This window comes from Pontibacillus sp. ABV4_188 (assembly GCF_056311905.1).
Genome location: NZ_CM149975.1, coordinates 2,053,149 through 2,068,510, shown reverse-complemented (window position 1 = coordinate 2,068,510; position 15,362 = coordinate 2,053,149). Strand labels below are relative to the sequence as shown.

General features: G+C 36.3%; 15 protein-coding genes. 12 read left to right on the top strand and 3 right to left on the bottom strand.

Annotated features, from left to right (window positions below):
• Positions 1 to 107 precede the first annotated feature (107 nt).
• Together ACYX4O_RS10520 and ACYX4O_RS10515 are read left to right on the top strand one after the other, a co-directional pair.
• Positions 108 to 272, top strand: coding sequence for a hypothetical protein (locus ACYX4O_RS10520; protein WP_476350679.1), 165 nt, complete (start codon positions 108 to 110; stop codon positions 270 to 272).
• 95 nt (positions 273 to 367) lie between these two features.
• Positions 368 to 724, top strand: coding sequence for a hypothetical protein (locus ACYX4O_RS10515; RefSeq protein WP_476350677.1), 357 nt, complete (start codon positions 368 to 370; stop codon positions 722 to 724).
• A gap of 142 nt (positions 725 to 866) precedes the next feature.
• On the opposite strand, the gene ACYX4O_RS10510 is transcribed toward ACYX4O_RS10515, so the two are convergent.
• Positions 867 to 1,424: a tyrosine-type recombinase/integrase gene (locus ACYX4O_RS10510; protein WP_476350675.1), complete on the bottom strand. Its 558-nt coding sequence runs from the start codon at positions 1,422 to 1,424 to the stop codon at positions 867 to 869.
• Positions 1,425 to 1,855: 431 nt separating this feature from the next.
• Between ACYX4O_RS10510 and ACYX4O_RS10505 the strand changes: the two genes are divergently transcribed.
• The 4 genes from ACYX4O_RS10505 to ACYX4O_RS10490 all read left to right on the top strand — a co-directional run bounded on the left by ACYX4O_RS10505 (position 1,856) and on the right by ACYX4O_RS10490 (position 4,017).
• Entirely contained in the window at positions 1,856 to 2,386 is a 531-nt protein-coding gene (locus tag ACYX4O_RS10505; protein WP_476350673.1) for a GrpB family protein, read from the top strand.
• 123 nt (positions 2,387 to 2,509) lie between these two features.
• Complete coding sequence (locus ACYX4O_RS10500) at positions 2,510 to 2,683, top strand: Fe3+ hydroxamate ABC transporter substrate-binding protein (RefSeq protein ID WP_476350672.1); 174 nt, start codon at positions 2,510 to 2,512, stop codon at positions 2,681 to 2,683.
• 115 nt (positions 2,684 to 2,798) lie between these two features.
• Positions 2,799 to 3,683 carry an alpha/beta hydrolase family protein gene (locus tag ACYX4O_RS10495; RefSeq protein ID WP_476350670.1) on the top strand — a complete coding sequence of 295 codons (885 nt, stop codon included), beginning with the start codon at positions 2,799 to 2,801 and terminating at the stop codon, positions 3,681 to 3,683.
• A gap of 109 nt (positions 3,684 to 3,792) precedes the next feature.
• Entirely contained in the window at positions 3,793 to 4,017 is a 225-nt protein-coding gene (locus ACYX4O_RS10490) for a hypothetical protein (protein WP_476350668.1), read from the top strand.
• Between the two features lie 671 nt (positions 4,018 to 4,688).
• On the opposite strand, the gene ACYX4O_RS10485 is transcribed toward ACYX4O_RS10490, so the two are convergent.
• Complete coding sequence (locus tag ACYX4O_RS10485; RefSeq protein ID WP_476350666.1) at positions 4,689 to 5,786, bottom strand: tyrosine-type recombinase/integrase; 1,098 nt, start codon at positions 5,784 to 5,786, stop codon at positions 4,689 to 4,691.
• Between the two features lie 174 nt (positions 5,787 to 5,960).
• Here ACYX4O_RS10485 and ACYX4O_RS10480 point away from each other — a divergent pair, with 174 nt between their 5' ends.
• Both ACYX4O_RS10480 and ACYX4O_RS10475 read left to right on the top strand, forming a co-directional pair.
• Positions 5,961 to 6,899: a hypothetical protein gene (locus ACYX4O_RS10480; protein ID WP_476350664.1), complete on the top strand. Its 939-nt coding sequence runs from the start codon at positions 5,961 to 5,963 to the stop codon at positions 6,897 to 6,899.
• A gap of 239 nt (positions 6,900 to 7,138) precedes the next feature.
• Positions 7,139 to 10,777 (top strand): dynamin family protein, encoded by a 3,639-nt coding sequence (locus ACYX4O_RS10475; protein ID WP_476350662.1) that lies wholly within the window; start codon positions 7,139 to 7,141, stop codon positions 10,775 to 10,777.
• Between the two features lie 70 nt (positions 10,778 to 10,847).
• On the opposite strand, the gene ACYX4O_RS10470 is transcribed toward ACYX4O_RS10475, so the two are convergent.
• Positions 10,848 to 11,609, bottom strand: coding sequence for a SurA N-terminal domain-containing protein (locus tag ACYX4O_RS10470; RefSeq protein ID WP_476350660.1), 762 nt, complete (start codon positions 11,607 to 11,609; stop codon positions 10,848 to 10,850).
• 185 nt (positions 11,610 to 11,794) lie between these two features.
• Between ACYX4O_RS10470 and ACYX4O_RS10465 the strand changes: the two genes are divergently transcribed.
• From ACYX4O_RS10465 to ACYX4O_RS10450, 4 genes are all read left to right on the top strand, one after another.
• Positions 11,795 to 12,565 (top strand): DUF4397 domain-containing protein, encoded by a 771-nt coding sequence (locus tag ACYX4O_RS10465; RefSeq protein WP_476350658.1) that lies wholly within the window; start codon positions 11,795 to 11,797, stop codon positions 12,563 to 12,565.
• A gap of 123 nt (positions 12,566 to 12,688) precedes the next feature.
• Positions 12,689 to 14,482, top strand: coding sequence for a M3 family oligoendopeptidase (locus tag ACYX4O_RS10460; RefSeq protein ID WP_476350656.1), 1,794 nt, complete (start codon positions 12,689 to 12,691; stop codon positions 14,480 to 14,482).
• Between the two features lie 319 nt (positions 14,483 to 14,801).
• Positions 14,802 to 15,002, top strand: a complete 201-nt coding sequence (locus ACYX4O_RS10455; RefSeq protein WP_036779154.1) for a cold-shock protein — start codon at positions 14,802 to 14,804, stop codon at positions 15,000 to 15,002.
• 146 nt (positions 15,003 to 15,148) lie between these two features.
• On the top strand, positions 15,149 to 15,352 hold the full coding sequence (locus ACYX4O_RS10450; protein ID WP_036779151.1) for a cold-inducible protein YdjO-related protein: 204 nt from the start codon (positions 15,149 to 15,151) through the stop codon (positions 15,350 to 15,352).
• Positions 15,353 to 15,362 lie beyond the last annotated feature (10 nt).

Here is a 15,362-nt window from a genome sequence, read left to right as displayed (position 1 = left end):
TTGGAAAAGGATTATAAGGTTTACAGTATTAAAATAAAAAGAAGTGAAAATTTATGTATAATTTACTGATAGTATTAGGAGTTATCCTTTGTATTTGGCAATTTTTCTTGGCGAAGAGAGGTAAAGTAAAAACATCTTTATTTATAGCGATTATATTTAGTGTCATAGTCGTTTTGATGATCTTAGGTGGGCTTGCCACTTTAAAATTATTCGTTATTGTTATTACTATTATTTTATGGATTTTATCTATTTGGGTATTCACAAAGAAATAAAGAGTATTAAAGCAACGGGTGCGTTTCTTCAGAAGTCGGAAGAGGTATGTTGAGACAAATACTAGGAAGGTTTTATTTTGGGAGGAGTTTTACTAATGAACTATTTGGCTTTTCTCTTCGTTTTAATAAGCACATTAATAACTGAGATACCTGTTTATATGAACTATGAGCATCTCGTTAGCGAAGCTATTGCGTTGAATTATTACTTTTTATCTTTCATGTTTGTGATGTCCTTGTCATTTCTTTTCTTTAAAAGATATAAAAAAAGCACCTACTTACCTTCCTTATTGTTGCAAACTATCGCTATGATAATTTTGGGAATAGGACTTCTAAGAAACTACGATGTTATTAGTGAAGCAATATCAATGTTACCATTTTACATAGCATTTGCTCTTTGGATTATTTTAAAGCCATTTGAAGTCTTGAAAATAAAAAACTTAAAGGCTAATTAAAGTTTAAAGAAATAATGGGAGTTAGTAATAACTCTTTTATTTGTATTAATTATTGTTCCTTATTTATTAAAGGGTGCTAAAGTCATAAAGAGCAACGTCTTTTGACGTTGCTTTTTTAGAAATATTTATTATAAAACTCTTGTCAGATCCTCCCACTTAGTTGAGCATATATCCTTGTTGTGTCGCTTTTCTCGTGACCCAGTAAGCTTTGGATGATTTCAAGAGGCGCACCATTGTTTAAAAGGTGGGTGGCATAACTATGCCTTAATTGATGTGGGTGGATCGTTTTATTTATACCAGCATGTTTTGATATTCGCTTTATAATGTAACGCATTTGTGCAATACTCTTCAGGTGTGGAAAACGTTCTGTCACAAAAATGGCAAGATCATTATCTTCTCTTTCTTCTGGATACTTTTTTAGCCAAATGTCACATCTGACGTTAAAATAAACTTCTCTTTCCTTGTCTCCTTTGCCCCTAACAATTGTTGAACTACTTCCCCAATTAATAATATTGCGATCAAGGTTAACAATTTCCCCTATACGACAACCAGTTGAAAACATAAATTCAAATAAGGCTATTTCCATTGAGGAAGAACATGCGTCACGCAAAAGTTCAATTTTTCGTTCTGTTAAAAACTTCGGAATCCGTTTTCCTACTTTAGGTTCTTTAATCTTTCTTGCTGGATTACTGTTAATCATCCCCTCTTCATGTGACCAACGGGATACAGATTTTAAAATCGGATTCGATGAGCTAAACTAGATGGTTTCAAGTATACGCTTGAATCAGCCATATGTTGTTTTAGCCCACTTGCATTAACCTCCTTAATTTGAATATCCCCAAAATATTCTATAAGCAGTTTCATTTAAGGTTCATATACCCTAAGTGTTTGTGACGAAAATCCTTCAATCTTTTTCTCTTGTTCATAAGACTTGGCAGCTTCGGATAATAACATAATAATCACTTCGAATACTTTTTTTAAGGATGTCCTAATCTGTTGGGATTCAGAAATTTCAACCTATAATATGGGATTTAATGTTAAAATGGGTTCGGATGTGATTAATAAATAAATGGGGCAAGTTTGTTTAATAGGGGTTAAGCAAAGAAACGTTATTATTATGGAGGGGTATTTTTGAAATTAGGACTTAAAAGGGATGAAGTAAGATTAGTGGATTACACACCTGAATGGCACGAAGAATTTGTTAGAGTGAAAAATGAAATAGTGGAATACACAAACCTTTCTGAAAATCGCATCCAGCATATTGGCAGTACAGCAATTAAAGGTATGTCAGCAAAACCAATAATAGATATATTAGTAGGTGTTGATGACTTGAGTGAGGTTGATAAACCCTTACTTAAAAATTTCAGCAAAATAGGTTTCTTGAGATTGAAAGTAGAGAGACCTGGAGAAATTGTATTGGCAAAGTTTACTGATGATACATACGAAGAAAAGACACATTTTATTCACTTGGTTGAATATCAGAAAGAACTATGGGGAAATCTGGTTTTCTTTAGAGACTATCTAAATTCAAATGAAACCGCCAGAAAAGATTATTTAGATATAAAAATGGACTATCTAAAAAACTCGTCAACAGGAGTAAATGAATACACTGATTTCAAGGAAGAATTTGTTAAAAGTATTTTTAAAAAAAGAAAAAGCTAAGAATGTGTTTGTTTCACTAGCGGGTGCTAATGTTAAAGATCACTTAAGGCACTAAAATTGAAGAAACTTTCCATAGGATCTCTTCGTATAGAAGTTAATTAGACGGTATTGGGAGGTTTTATAATGTTGTGGGATAAACCTAAATGCGCTTATTGTCAAAAAGAAATAAAAGATGATGACGTTGTTTATGTGAAAATGCGCTACCCTAAGCGAAAAGGTTTCACTGAAATAAAGGCGTATTTAAGAAATGAAGGCAAGTTTATTTGTGAACAATGCTTTAATGATAATTTAAAGTAAAATATCTTCAACAAACGGGGGCTTTATTACAATAAGAAAATCATCTCTTGCTTAATAAATTAACAGTGCAGTAAAGCTCTAGTTAGATACATAATAGACTGGGGGAAAATTGAGAGTGAAATTTAGACAATCAATCATAGTGGTGACATGTCTGATTTTAACCTTATTAGGTTATTCATTTAAGGAAGATAAGAAAACCATCATGAACGAAGAAGACTATCCCCTTTTAGAGACACCTTACAGTGAAGATGTTCAAGCAAAAAAGATAGAATATTCTAGTGATGGATTAAAGGTAGTGGGTTTTATCGTGAAACCTGAAACCGTTGAAGGGAAGCTCCCATTGATGATCTTCAATCGAGGAGGGAACAGAGAATTCGGTAAGCTTGATAAAAACGTACTTTCTACTTATGTATCCTACTGGGCACAAAGGGGATATGTTGTTCTAGCTTCTCAATATAGAGGAGTAGACGGAGGAGAAGGCCAAGAAGAATTCGGTGGTGCTGATGTGAACGATGTTCTACGTTTAACGGACGTTGCCGAAGAACTTCCGTATGTAGATGTGGATCAGAAAGTGATGTTAGGCGTTTCACGAGGAGGAATGATGACATATCTCGCGATTAAAGAGGATATGGATCTTCAAGCAGCTGCTGTGGTGAGTGGGGTAGCCGATCTAAAAGATTCATACGATAAGAGGGAATATGCCATGAAACGAGTCTTAGAAGATTTAGTAGGAGATAGAGAAGAAGATCAAGCAGAATACGAAAAACGTTCAGCGGTGAATTGGGCGAATGAAATTGACGTCCCTATCCTTATTATCCAGGGAGCTAAAGATGAAAGAGTTTCCGTGGAACAAGTAAGGCAATTAGATGAAAAATTAAAGGAATATGATAAAGAATATAAATACATAGAATACCCTAATGCAGATCATGGTATCAAAAGTCATCATGAAGCATCATCAAAAGAAATAGATGAATGGTTTCAAAGGCATTTGAATGATTAAGTTCTCCCTGGTTTTTCAAGTAAAGGGTGCAAATGTTAAAGTAGCACAATCGAATCTTTCATAAACGGAGCAGGTTATTTTACTATGGTATTTAGGGGAGGGGATGTATGTGGAAAAAAACACAGAAGATAAAATCTTTAATGAACTTAAAAATATCAATAATACATTACAATATATGAACAAAAAAATAGATAATGAGAAAAGTGAAAGTAAAGGACATTCGTTAGTTTCAGATTTATTGAGGTCTTTTTTGCAAGGGGTATTTATTGTTGGTCCTGCAATAGTTGTGGTAATAATGATTCTTCAAATTACAGGGGATTGGATATTCAACTAACAGAAGCGCTTGCCGAACAAAAAGCTTCTACCTAACAAAAAATACGGCTTTTGAAAAGTATATAAAGATGCTGTTTCGGAATATATGGATATAAAGGGGATAGAATGGCTATTACTAACATAGCAGGATAATTGAACAGCATATGGGGGAAGCTGATGAAAAGAGTGTTAACTCACACTAATTTGGCATATATAACAACTTTATTTATCTTAATATCTATCATTTATAGTTTCTTTGTTAATGAACCAATATATAAAGTAACCACATTTTTATACCAAGCTACGATTATGGTGTCTATCATTACTGTCGCTATTCATTTTAATGCCTTGAAGGAAAATAAAGGAAAGAAAAATTTTCTTTTATTAAGTCTTATAATTCCAGTTGGAGTCATCGTTTATTTTGTGTTAGGAACGATATATTGGATTTACACTGGAGCCTGAGGTTGACGATCATTTACACTATTAAGCTAGCGGGCGCTTTAGTCGGAAGGAAAGTTAATAAGATATTAAAAACGCAGGGGTACGTAAACCTCTGCGTTTTCTTGTGGTTTTACTGTCCATCTATGTGATTTACCTTGTTATTTCGCTTGTGATTTAGCGTTTTTTCACTTCACAACCGAACTACTTAGCATTTAGCTGGGCACTTTTTTACTTCAATAGTACAAACAGTAACTATTTCATAAACTGACCTCCGATTTTTACAGCAGCATGGTCCTGGAATTTACGCTTACGACGGAGGTAATTATCGGTTGTAGAGGACGATTCATGATCTAGCAAGTCTTGTATCGCTTTTAAATCTGCTCCTTTAGATAAGTAATAGGAAGCCGTGTAATGTCTACACGTATGCGGAGTAATCTTAAATTTAATAGGATTAGAGGTTTTCGCATAACGTTCCTGCCGATCTAAGCGTTGTTGGATGAATGGGAATATAGTATGCAAGTTTTCTATTTGTTTAGTGAATTCATTACTTAAATACTTAAAATTATAGTGTTCTCCGTTAGGCTTAGGGAAAAGAGGGGTCTCATCTCCATCTAAGTTTCCTGAAAAGCCTCGCCTCATTCTAAACTCACTAATCACTTCTAGTACTTCTTCAAATAAAGGGACTTCTCGCAACTTACTTCGTTTTCCAATAACAGAGACAAAATAAAGACCAACATCTGGTTGATAAAAGACTTCAGACCATTTAGCTTCTGCAAATTCCTGAATACGAAGGCCGGTTGAAACCAATGTATACAACATTGTATACATATAATAGTCATGCTCTTTGAAGTATTTAAGAAGTTCTTCAACTTCTTCTTCATAAAAGTCCCGATTGACGAGTTGTTCTTTTTTTACTGAGATTCGTTTCATACTTTTTGTAAGATTATAGTTTACGATATCGCGATTATGTAAATAAGAAAGAAACTGACTAACAACTGTACTTTTACGACGTAAGGTAGTGGGACGGTAAGAGCAGCTTTCTAAATACAGCTGATAGCGCCCTAAGTCTTCGTGATGAATGGTTTGAATTGTATGGCCATCAGCTTGTATGTATTCGATAAACTGACGAACATCACGGAAATACTCTTTTAGGGTAGAAGTTTTCCGGCGTGACCCAAGTGTAGGGTCGTCATGTAGAAACAAATAAAGAAGTAGCTCATCCGGAACTTGTTCCCAGGGAATATCCCTAAAACCAACTTGCATAATTTTATGGTACAAATCAGGAGAACTCCAATCGATTTGTTGTTGGGTAATGTGATGAATGGTTTGTAATGTTGTTTGATTATTCATAATGTTCTCCCTTCGTTTAATGAATGACAAAACCAAAACTTTCTATCTATACTATAACATAATACTTTTCTATAAACCTAGAAAAATTGTTTATTATTCTATGTTCAGTTACATTTATATAAATTATAATAGAAAATATAGTTATTATATAGTTTTGTAATAGGGGGAGCAAATATGTACTTGTCCATTCAGCAAGTTTCTAAAAAGTTACATAAATCAGAGAGGCAAATTCGATACATGGTTAAACAAGAGCAAATTATGCCGGTTAACCCAGATACTTACAGGCGGGACGGGGGATATCGATTTAAGGAAGAAGAAATTGAACATATTAGACGAACTTATGAAACCAATGGGTTAACTGTAAAAGAGGCAGCGACACGAGCTGGAATTTCCCCGCAATACTTAATGCAGTTTGTAGGGAAAGGAGACGTGGAGAGTTTCACCAAGATTATTGGTAAACAAAAGAGGCGCTTCTTTGAATTGGAAGAAATTGAACGATTCAAAGACCGTTTAAAAGAGCGAACTGTGTCGAATCGAGAAGGGGAATATGGGGCTCGGGTCCAACTAATTTCGCGAGAAGTCCGTATTTTTGATAAAGTGCGTATAAATGGCGTCATGACGCGGGTTGTGAGTACATCTCCTTTGAAAACTTTGATGAGTAACGGAAAGGAAATCCATATTCATGAAAATATTGAAGGAAAAGGTAAATGGCCGGAGCGAGACTATATTAAGCAAAAAGGATTTGCAGAATTTTCTGTACCTATCCCTCGTAATATGGATCACCCTGTATATGACTTGTTGTACAAAATGATCTTGCAGCTAGGCAAAACAAATATTCAAATCTATGAAACAGATCTAGGTGACTTTTATGTTCGATGCAGATTAGGAAAATTAAAGATTACAGAGGATGAACTCCAATTATTACTCCGGTATGTAGAAAAGGGAGAAATCTATTATGATCCTGAGACTTCTGTAGCTCATCTTATGTCGGGCTTTACTACAACTTCGATTGATATACCAACCAAAATACTGAATCGGTATCAACAGGAAGCTGAAGAACTTGGCATTCCTGTGGAAGAACTATTCTTAAAAGCCTTACGTCGTTATTTGTAACTAGGAGGATTTCTTCCTAGTTCTAATGAGATACTAGAACGTAAAAGGACGATGAACAATCAAAAAAGTTTATACATTTAGGCAAATGAATGCTTCTGGGTACATGTATGGTTCACGTGTACCTCGTTTTTTCGTGAATAAAAAGAAGAGAGATGTTAAAATCATGGTAACCGCTATCAATTGACACACAATTTCAATACAATAAAGTATGATTTGTTTATAAAGGAGTTACCAGTATCATGACAACTGATCAGTACCAAGATTCTTTACATCCATTAGCTAGTTTATTTAAGCAATTTACTATGTATGACGCGTGGGAATCAGCTAAAAAAGCGCTAGATTTATTGGAGAAACAACAAAATCAAGAGCTTGTAATTGGCTTTGCCGGACACTTTTCGGCTGGGAAATCCACTATGATTAACACGCTTCTTGAAGAGCAACTTTTACCATCGAGTCCTATTCCAACGAGTGCGAATCTTGTAAAAGTTAAAAAGGGGGAGGGGTATGCTCGTGTTTATTTCACTGAGGAGGATCCAATCGAATACCCTGAACCATATAATTTGGATCAAATACAACAATTCTGTAAAGATGGCGATGCCATTAAAGAACTCGAACTAACTAAAGAGGACACTCATTTACCGGAAAACGTAACGATTCTTGATACTCCAGGAATTGATTCATCAAATGATGCGGATCGAGTCATGACAGAGTCAGCTCTCCATGTAGTGGACGTATTATTCTATGTGATGGATTACAATCATGTTCAATCTGAGGTGAATTTAGCCTTTTTATCAGAAATGCAGGAAAAGGGGAAGCCTTTATACATTATAGTGAATCAGATCGATAAACACGACGAATCTGAATTAACCTTTTCTTCTTTTAAGAAAAGTGTATACGATGCTCTAAACGATTGGAGTATTAAAACAGAAGGGGTCTTCTTTACTACACTGACAAATTTCGAACTACACTTTAATCAATTCGGGGAAATGAAGTCAGCGCTTGATCAATTAATTAACCAGAAGAGATCAATTATTAAAGAAACGATCACTCAATCGAGCAAAACGCTTATTACTGAATACATTGCTCAACTAAGGGAAGATAACAAAGACGTACAAGAGGATCTTGAAAAGAGGCTAGCATCTTTTCGAAATGAAGCTAGTGACCTTTCACCTCAAGAACAAATGAATGAAACGAAAGCCTTACCAGAGAAGGCTGAGGATGATTTAAGAAAGCGAGTGGATCATTCATTAGGAAATGCGACCCTAATGCCTTATGAAGTTAGAGAAAAAGCACGTTCCTATATTGAGTCTCAACAATCAAATTTCAAGGTAGGGGTTTTCTTCTCAAAATCAAAAACAGAGGCAGCTAGAGAAGAAAGAGTAGAGGCATTTTATGAAGCCTTGTCTCAACAGGCTAAGGCGAAACTCGAATGGCCGGTAAGGAAAGCTCTTGTCGAAACTGCAAAATCATACAATGTTTTCGATGAGTCTACATTGCAAAAATTTGAGGATTTCACCTTTACTTTTACTTCTGATTTACTTGAAAACACCATTCAAAAAGGCGCAGGGTCTGGCGGAGATTATGTACTTCAGTATTCAGAAGATGTTTCACGTGAGATCAAGCGTTTAGTTAAAGCCGAAGCACTTAAACTTTGGGGAGGAGCTTCTCAATTTTTAGAGAATGAAAAAGCAGAGAAATTAGAACAGCTTAAGGCGAAGGAAGAATCCGAGAACCAATACTTATCTTATAAAAAACAGCTTGATTCCCTTCATAAAGAGTTATCTGAGAGAAAAGACACTCTAATGAATATCAGAAAAGGAGCTCATGATATTGAAGGGGCGCTTGATGATGCTACTTCAACATTATTCACACGAGAGCACCGTGTTCGTAGAGGTGTTAAACTAGATGTCAGCGCATCTAAAAAGAGTAATAAGCCCCAATCCAGTAATGGAGAAGAAGAAGGATCCACAGTTCAAAACAAAAAAGGAGTTACAATTGAAAAAGCGATTGAGCGATTAGATGAGACCCATGCTGCACTTTTACCGTTACAAGGGTTCGATTCGTTACAACAAGATTTACTAGAGAAGAAGAGTCGCTTACAATCCAGGCATTACACAGTTGCTTTATTCGGGGCTTTCTCAGCAGGGAAATCATCGTTTGCAAATGCCCTATTAGGTGAAGCAGTGTTACCGGTGTCCCCTAACCCCACAACTGCAACTATTAATAAAATTTCACCAGCAACAGATAAGCACCCTCACGGTAGTGTACGGGTAAAAGTGAAAGAATTAGAAGATTTAAAAGAAGATCTCGCTTATGCAACAGATCACTACAGTGATCAATTTGAGACTATTGATCACTTAGTAAAATGGATAGAAGAAGATAACGACCGAATATCTTCGATCACCCCTGATCAAAAAAGGTGGTCCTTTCTTAGAGCTGTTACAAATGGGTTTTCATTCATTAGAGATCATCTCGGAGGCACGCTTGAAGTTGGCTTAGACGAATTCAAGGAATTTGTCGCGAATGAAGAGCGATCTTGCTTCATTGAATGGATGGAATTGTACTACGATTGTGCCCTCACAAGAGAAGGGATCACCCTCGTAGATACACCTGGTGCTGATTCCGTTAACGCTCGCCATACAGAAACCTCTTTTGAATACATTAAAGAGGCGGACGCAATTTTATTTGTAACGTATTATAACCATGCTTTCTCAGGTGCAGATCGGGACTTCCTCTTACAACTCGGTCGAGTGAAGGACGCATTTAGCATGGATAAAATGTTCTTTGTTGTTAATGCGTCAGATCTTGCTAAAACAAGTGAAGAATTAGATCTCGTTACAAACTATGTAGAAGAACAGTTGCTCCAATATGGAATTCGCTTACCTCGGTTATTTCCTGTATCCAGTAAAATGGCTATAGAAGAACGTACAGGGAAGTCCGAGATAACATCTGTTACTGGTACCTCAGGAATAGCGGAGTTTGAACAGTCGTTCTACCAATTTATACAACAAGAACTAGTACAACTCCTTATTCATGCTGCCTTTCATGATTTAGAGCGAGCAAAGGATTCAATCGAACAATATATTCAATCTGCCTCTTTAGACCAAAAGCAAAAAGAAGAAAAGAGAATTGAATACCAAAAAGAGAAAAAAGACTTAGTCTGTCAAATTGAAGGTTCAGATAAAACGCGCTACGAGCAGTCCATTGAAAACAAAGTGACCAAACAAACCTATTATGTTCAAGAGCGTTTATTATTAGCTTATTCTGATTTATTTAAGCAATCATTTAATCCGGCTGTCATAAAGGGGGATGGTAAAGAGGCGAAAGAAGCCCTTCACAAGAGTTTCAATCATTTGAAAGAAATGCTTGAGCATGAATTGCTTCAGGAACTGAGAGCTGTAACCATTCGTTTAGAAACGTTCACAAATACAACAGCCAAAGAATGGAAAGATGACCTTGAGGAAAAATGTAGTCGAGAAATAGCTTCTGTATCCCTTCCTTACTATGAAGGTGAGAAGATCCAGACACCAGAGATTCAACCAGATCTACCTGTTTCAAACAAAGATAAAGCGATGGAGCAGGCACTAGGTTTATTTAGAAATCCAAAAGCATTTTTCGAACAAAATGACAAAGAAAAAATGAAAGAGGCTCTATTAGATGGGTTGCTACCTCATGTAGAATCGGTAATAAAATCCAATGATGAATGGCTTATCCGTTATTATATTTCAGAGTGGAACACCCTCACTGAAGCGTATCAAGAAAAGTCAAAAAGAAGCGTTGAGGAGTATTACAATGGTTTATTAAGCTCCCTTGAAGAGCGTGTTGATATCGACAAACTTAAAACCACAAAACAAAAGATCGAACACTCGATTCGTTAATAGAAAAATTCTTGTAAAAGCGGAGTTTGTCCAATAAAAAAAGCAGCCAGGATATGGCTGCTTTTTTACATTATACTTTCTTTTCGATTTCAGCATCTTCTTTAAGCTTATCTACTAGCTGTTTTTCTTGCTGTTGTTTCTTTTGTTGCTGAATTCTTTGTTTTATTTGATCTTTCACTTCTTTTAGCTCCGGAACTTCTTGTTCGCTTCCTTCACTACTTTTAGCTATTTGATCATATTGCTTTTGAATCTCTTCGTCTGTTACTTTTACTTCTTCTGTGTTATTCGAGATATACTTATCAATCATCCTTTGAGTGCGAAGTTGATCTTTTACTTCTTCTTTTGAAATATCTTCTTGTTCTAAGACCTTGTTAAATTGTTCTTCGCCACCATTTTGCTTGATGATGCTATCTAAATCTTTCTGTACTTCTTCATCAGAAACGTTAATATCTGAAGATTCCGCTTCTTGTTTGACAAGTTCTAAGTTAATAAGTTGAGTCAGGGTTGAATCTTTTATTTGTGTAAGTTGTTCATCTTTAAGTTCCATTCCTTGTTGCTTGTACCTTTGTTTTTGTTGCTCAACCGAATCGTTTAAGCGGGACATAGGGATCTCTTCACCATTTACTACAGCGGCTACGTCTCCTTCAGATTCTTTGTCATTGTTTTCTGAATTTTTTTCTTCTTTGTTTTCGCTATCGTTGCTTTCTTCTGTCGTTTCAGTATCTTTAGAGTCATTATCATTAGAGCCTTCGTCGCTACTTGAGCACCCTACGATTCCTACGGAAAGGACTAGGCCAAATAGCAATGTGGCCAGTTTTTTCTTGAATGTCAAAAGAACATCTCCCTTGCTGAAAATTCAATTCTGTTAGACTGTATCATACCACAAAGGCCCTTGTAAAATACATCCTCTCACATTGAGGCTTGTTCAGTATGTAAATACCATTTTTAAAGGCATGTTTAGGAACTATTTCACATAGTCATTAGTGAAGATTGCTATTTAAGGAGGAGTAAAGCAATATGAATCCATACTATTACAATCAATATGAACAAAGCCTTATCCAAAATGCTTCAATGTATGATTTGCTCGCTAATTACTACAAATATATAGACCCTAATAAACATATGATGTATTACATGAAGCATTATGAGTGCATGAGACAACTAACAGGGATGCACCGTTCAACAGAACAACAGAATACCCAGCAGGCAAATCATCAGAATATGTCTTATGTAAGGGTTTTTCATGCATCACCCAATGCTCCAAATGTTGATGTGTATGTAAATGGTCAGCAACTTCTTCAAAATGTAGCTTTTAAGCAAGTCAGTCAATATGTACCGGTTATGGCTGGGGACTATCGCATTAAGATTACTCCAACTGGAAAATCTGAGGCAGTACTGACGAAAGATGTAAGAGTAGAACCTGGTCAAGCTTATACGGTTGCTGCTGCCGGGAATGTTGAAGGGCTAACTCTGGTACCTTATGTTGATGATATGACACCATCTCAAGGGGAAGCGAAAGTTCGGTTCATCCATTTGTCTCCAGATGCTCCTCGGGTTGACATTGCGGTTAAAGGAGGGGAAGTTCTGTTTCCAAATGTAGGCTTTAAAGAGGCCACAAACTATGTGACGATCCCTCCGACACAGGTGGATTTAGAAGTTAGGCCAGCAGGATCGAATCAAGTTGTCCTCACAGTACCAGGTGTAATGTTAGAATCTGAAGGAATCTACAATGCCGTAGCAGTAGGATATGCTGATGGTGAACCTACGCTAGAAGCCATATTTATATAAACGACCCCCCTCCTGGCGGGAGGGGGGGCGTTTGTTTTTTTGTAAATAAATGTACTTAAGTGTAGAAAATATTGTGAAAATTTAATATACTTAGATTTACGAAATAATGAAGGAGGATATCCAATGACGAAAACGTCTTATGATTTAACGTGGGATTTAGATGTAATATTTGAAGGGGGCAGTGAATCAGAGGCTTTCAAGCAATATTTACATACCTTAAACGATAATTTACAAGGCTTGAGTGAAAAGGTAGATCGATTTGCTACCCCTGAAAGTGTTAAAGAAGTAGAGGCACTTGCGACAATTATTCAGCAACTAGAAACCGTTACGACGCAGATGAGAGAAAGCGGTGCATTTATTAGTTGTTTATCTGCTCAGGATGTAGACGACAAAAAAGCTGGTTTATTAAGAGCCGAAGTGAGTCAGATGGGTGCTTTATTCTCCACAACCATGACACAACTCGATCAAAAATTAGTTAAAGTTGAAGAAAGGGTTTGGAATGACTTACTCGATTCTCCTGAGTTATCTCATTTACAATATGTATTAAATGAGAAAAGAAGACGAGCAAATGAAAATTTACCTCTTGAGCAAGAAGCAATTATTAATGATTTAAGTATTGATGGATATCACGCGTGGGGCCAGATGTATAATACGATTGTTGGCAAGATGAGTGTAGAAGTAAAAGAAGATGGAGAATCTCATCATTTATCTGTCGGACAAGCTTCGAACAAATTGAGTTCTGCTGATCGGGATGTAAGGCAATCTGTTTTTCACAAGTTGCAAAATGCTTGGTCGGAACAACAAGACTTATTTGGAGAAACGATTAACCACTTGTCAGGATTTCGACTACAAACCTATAAGCATAGGAATTGGGATAATGTGCTTCAGGAGCCGCTTGAAATTAATCGAATGAGTGAGAAAACACTTGATACGATGTGGTCTTCAATTACCAAGTATAAGGGTACATTCGTAAAATATCTTGAACGAAAAGCACATTTACTGGGGCTTGAAAAACTGAATTGGTATGATGTCGGTGCACCGATTACAAATGAAGAACAAACAGTTTCATATGATGAAGGGGCAAAGTTTATAGTGGATCAGTTTAATCAATTCGGTCCTAAGATGGCTTCATTTGCAGAAATGGCATTTGAAAAACGGTGGATTGAAGCTGAAGATCGAAGCGGCAAACGGCCAGGTGGTTTTTGTACAAGCTTCCCTGACAGCAAACAAACACGTATTTTTATGACGTATTCAGGGAGCGCCTCAAATGTTGCTACACTCGCCCACGAATTAGGGCATGCATTCCATCAACATGTAATGGATGATGTTCACCCGTTAAATCAACGATATGCCATGAATGTGGCTGAAACGGCATCAACATTTGCTGAGATGATTGTAGCAGATGCTGCTGTTAAGAATGCAAAGACGGAGCAAGAGCGATTATCTCTTTTAGAGGATAAAGTGAATCGAAGTGTGGCCTTTTTCATGAATATCCATGCTCGCTTCTTATTTGAAACTAGATTTTATGAAGAGCGTAAACAAGGTCAAGTTTCAGTTGAACGCCTTAATGAGCTGATGGAAGAAGCACAAAAAGAAGCGTACTGTGATGCTCTAGGAGAATATGATCCGCATATGTGGGCATCTAAACTTCATTTCCATATCACAGGTGTTCCATTCTATAACTTCCCCTACACATTTGGCTACTTATTTAGCCTGGGGATTTATGCGAAAGCCTTAGAAGAGGGAAGTGACTTCGAAGAGAAGTATATCGCGTTATTGAAAGATACAGGTAGTATGAGAGTAGAAGACCTAGCTATGAAACACCTGAATGTTGATATTGAGAAACCAGAATTCTGGGAAGATGCTATAAAAGTATGTGTGAAAGATGTTGAAGAATTCCTTCACCTGAGTCAATAAAAGGGAGCGGGATTAGCTCTTATGAAAAGAGTTAATCCCACTCTTCTATTCCAATTAAATGAAATCGTTTCACTTATCCACTTGACTTATGTGTAAGAAGGGAGTATTATTAAATTAATAAAGAAAACAACAGAATATAACTCGAACGAATAAAACACCATTAGAAACATAAGATAAGTAATGAGTTACGATTTGAAAGATACTCCGATTCACATATCAGAAAGAGTATTAATTCACATTAGTACTTTTTCTAATATGTGATTTTTTATTACTTCAATAAAAGTAACATATTAGAAATTAGTAATGGAGGTTTTCTCTAATGAAAACAGGTACAGTAAAATGGTTTAACGCAGAAAAAGGTTTTGGCTTCATCGAAGTACAAGGTGAAGACGATGTATTCGTACACTTCAGTGCGATCAACGAAGAAGGCTTCAAGTCTCTTGAAGAAGGCCAAAGCGTTGAATTTGAAGTAACAGAAGGTAACCGTGGACCACAAGCGGCTAACGTAACTAAATTATAAGAGTTAAAAAGCTACCTCCAAAGGTAGCTTTTTATATATATACTTTCTCTAAGTTTCAGTTCTCTAAAAGATGAAGGTATGAGAGAAGCAAATGAAAGATTATTTGTTTTTCTAATATAAGTCTTTTCCAAGGAGGCGTTCAGTAGATGGCATTTGGTAAGAAGAAACAAGAAGAGATTAAGAAACAAGACCTTAAAATTTGGGAATGCTCCTCTGAAGATTGCAATGCATGGATGCGGGATAACTTCAAATCAGAAGAAACCCCTACCTGCCCAATTTGCAAAAGCAAAATGGTGACATCTGTCAAAGAGCTACAAGTAGTAGAAAACAACAGCGCTAAATGGAATTGATGAATAAAAA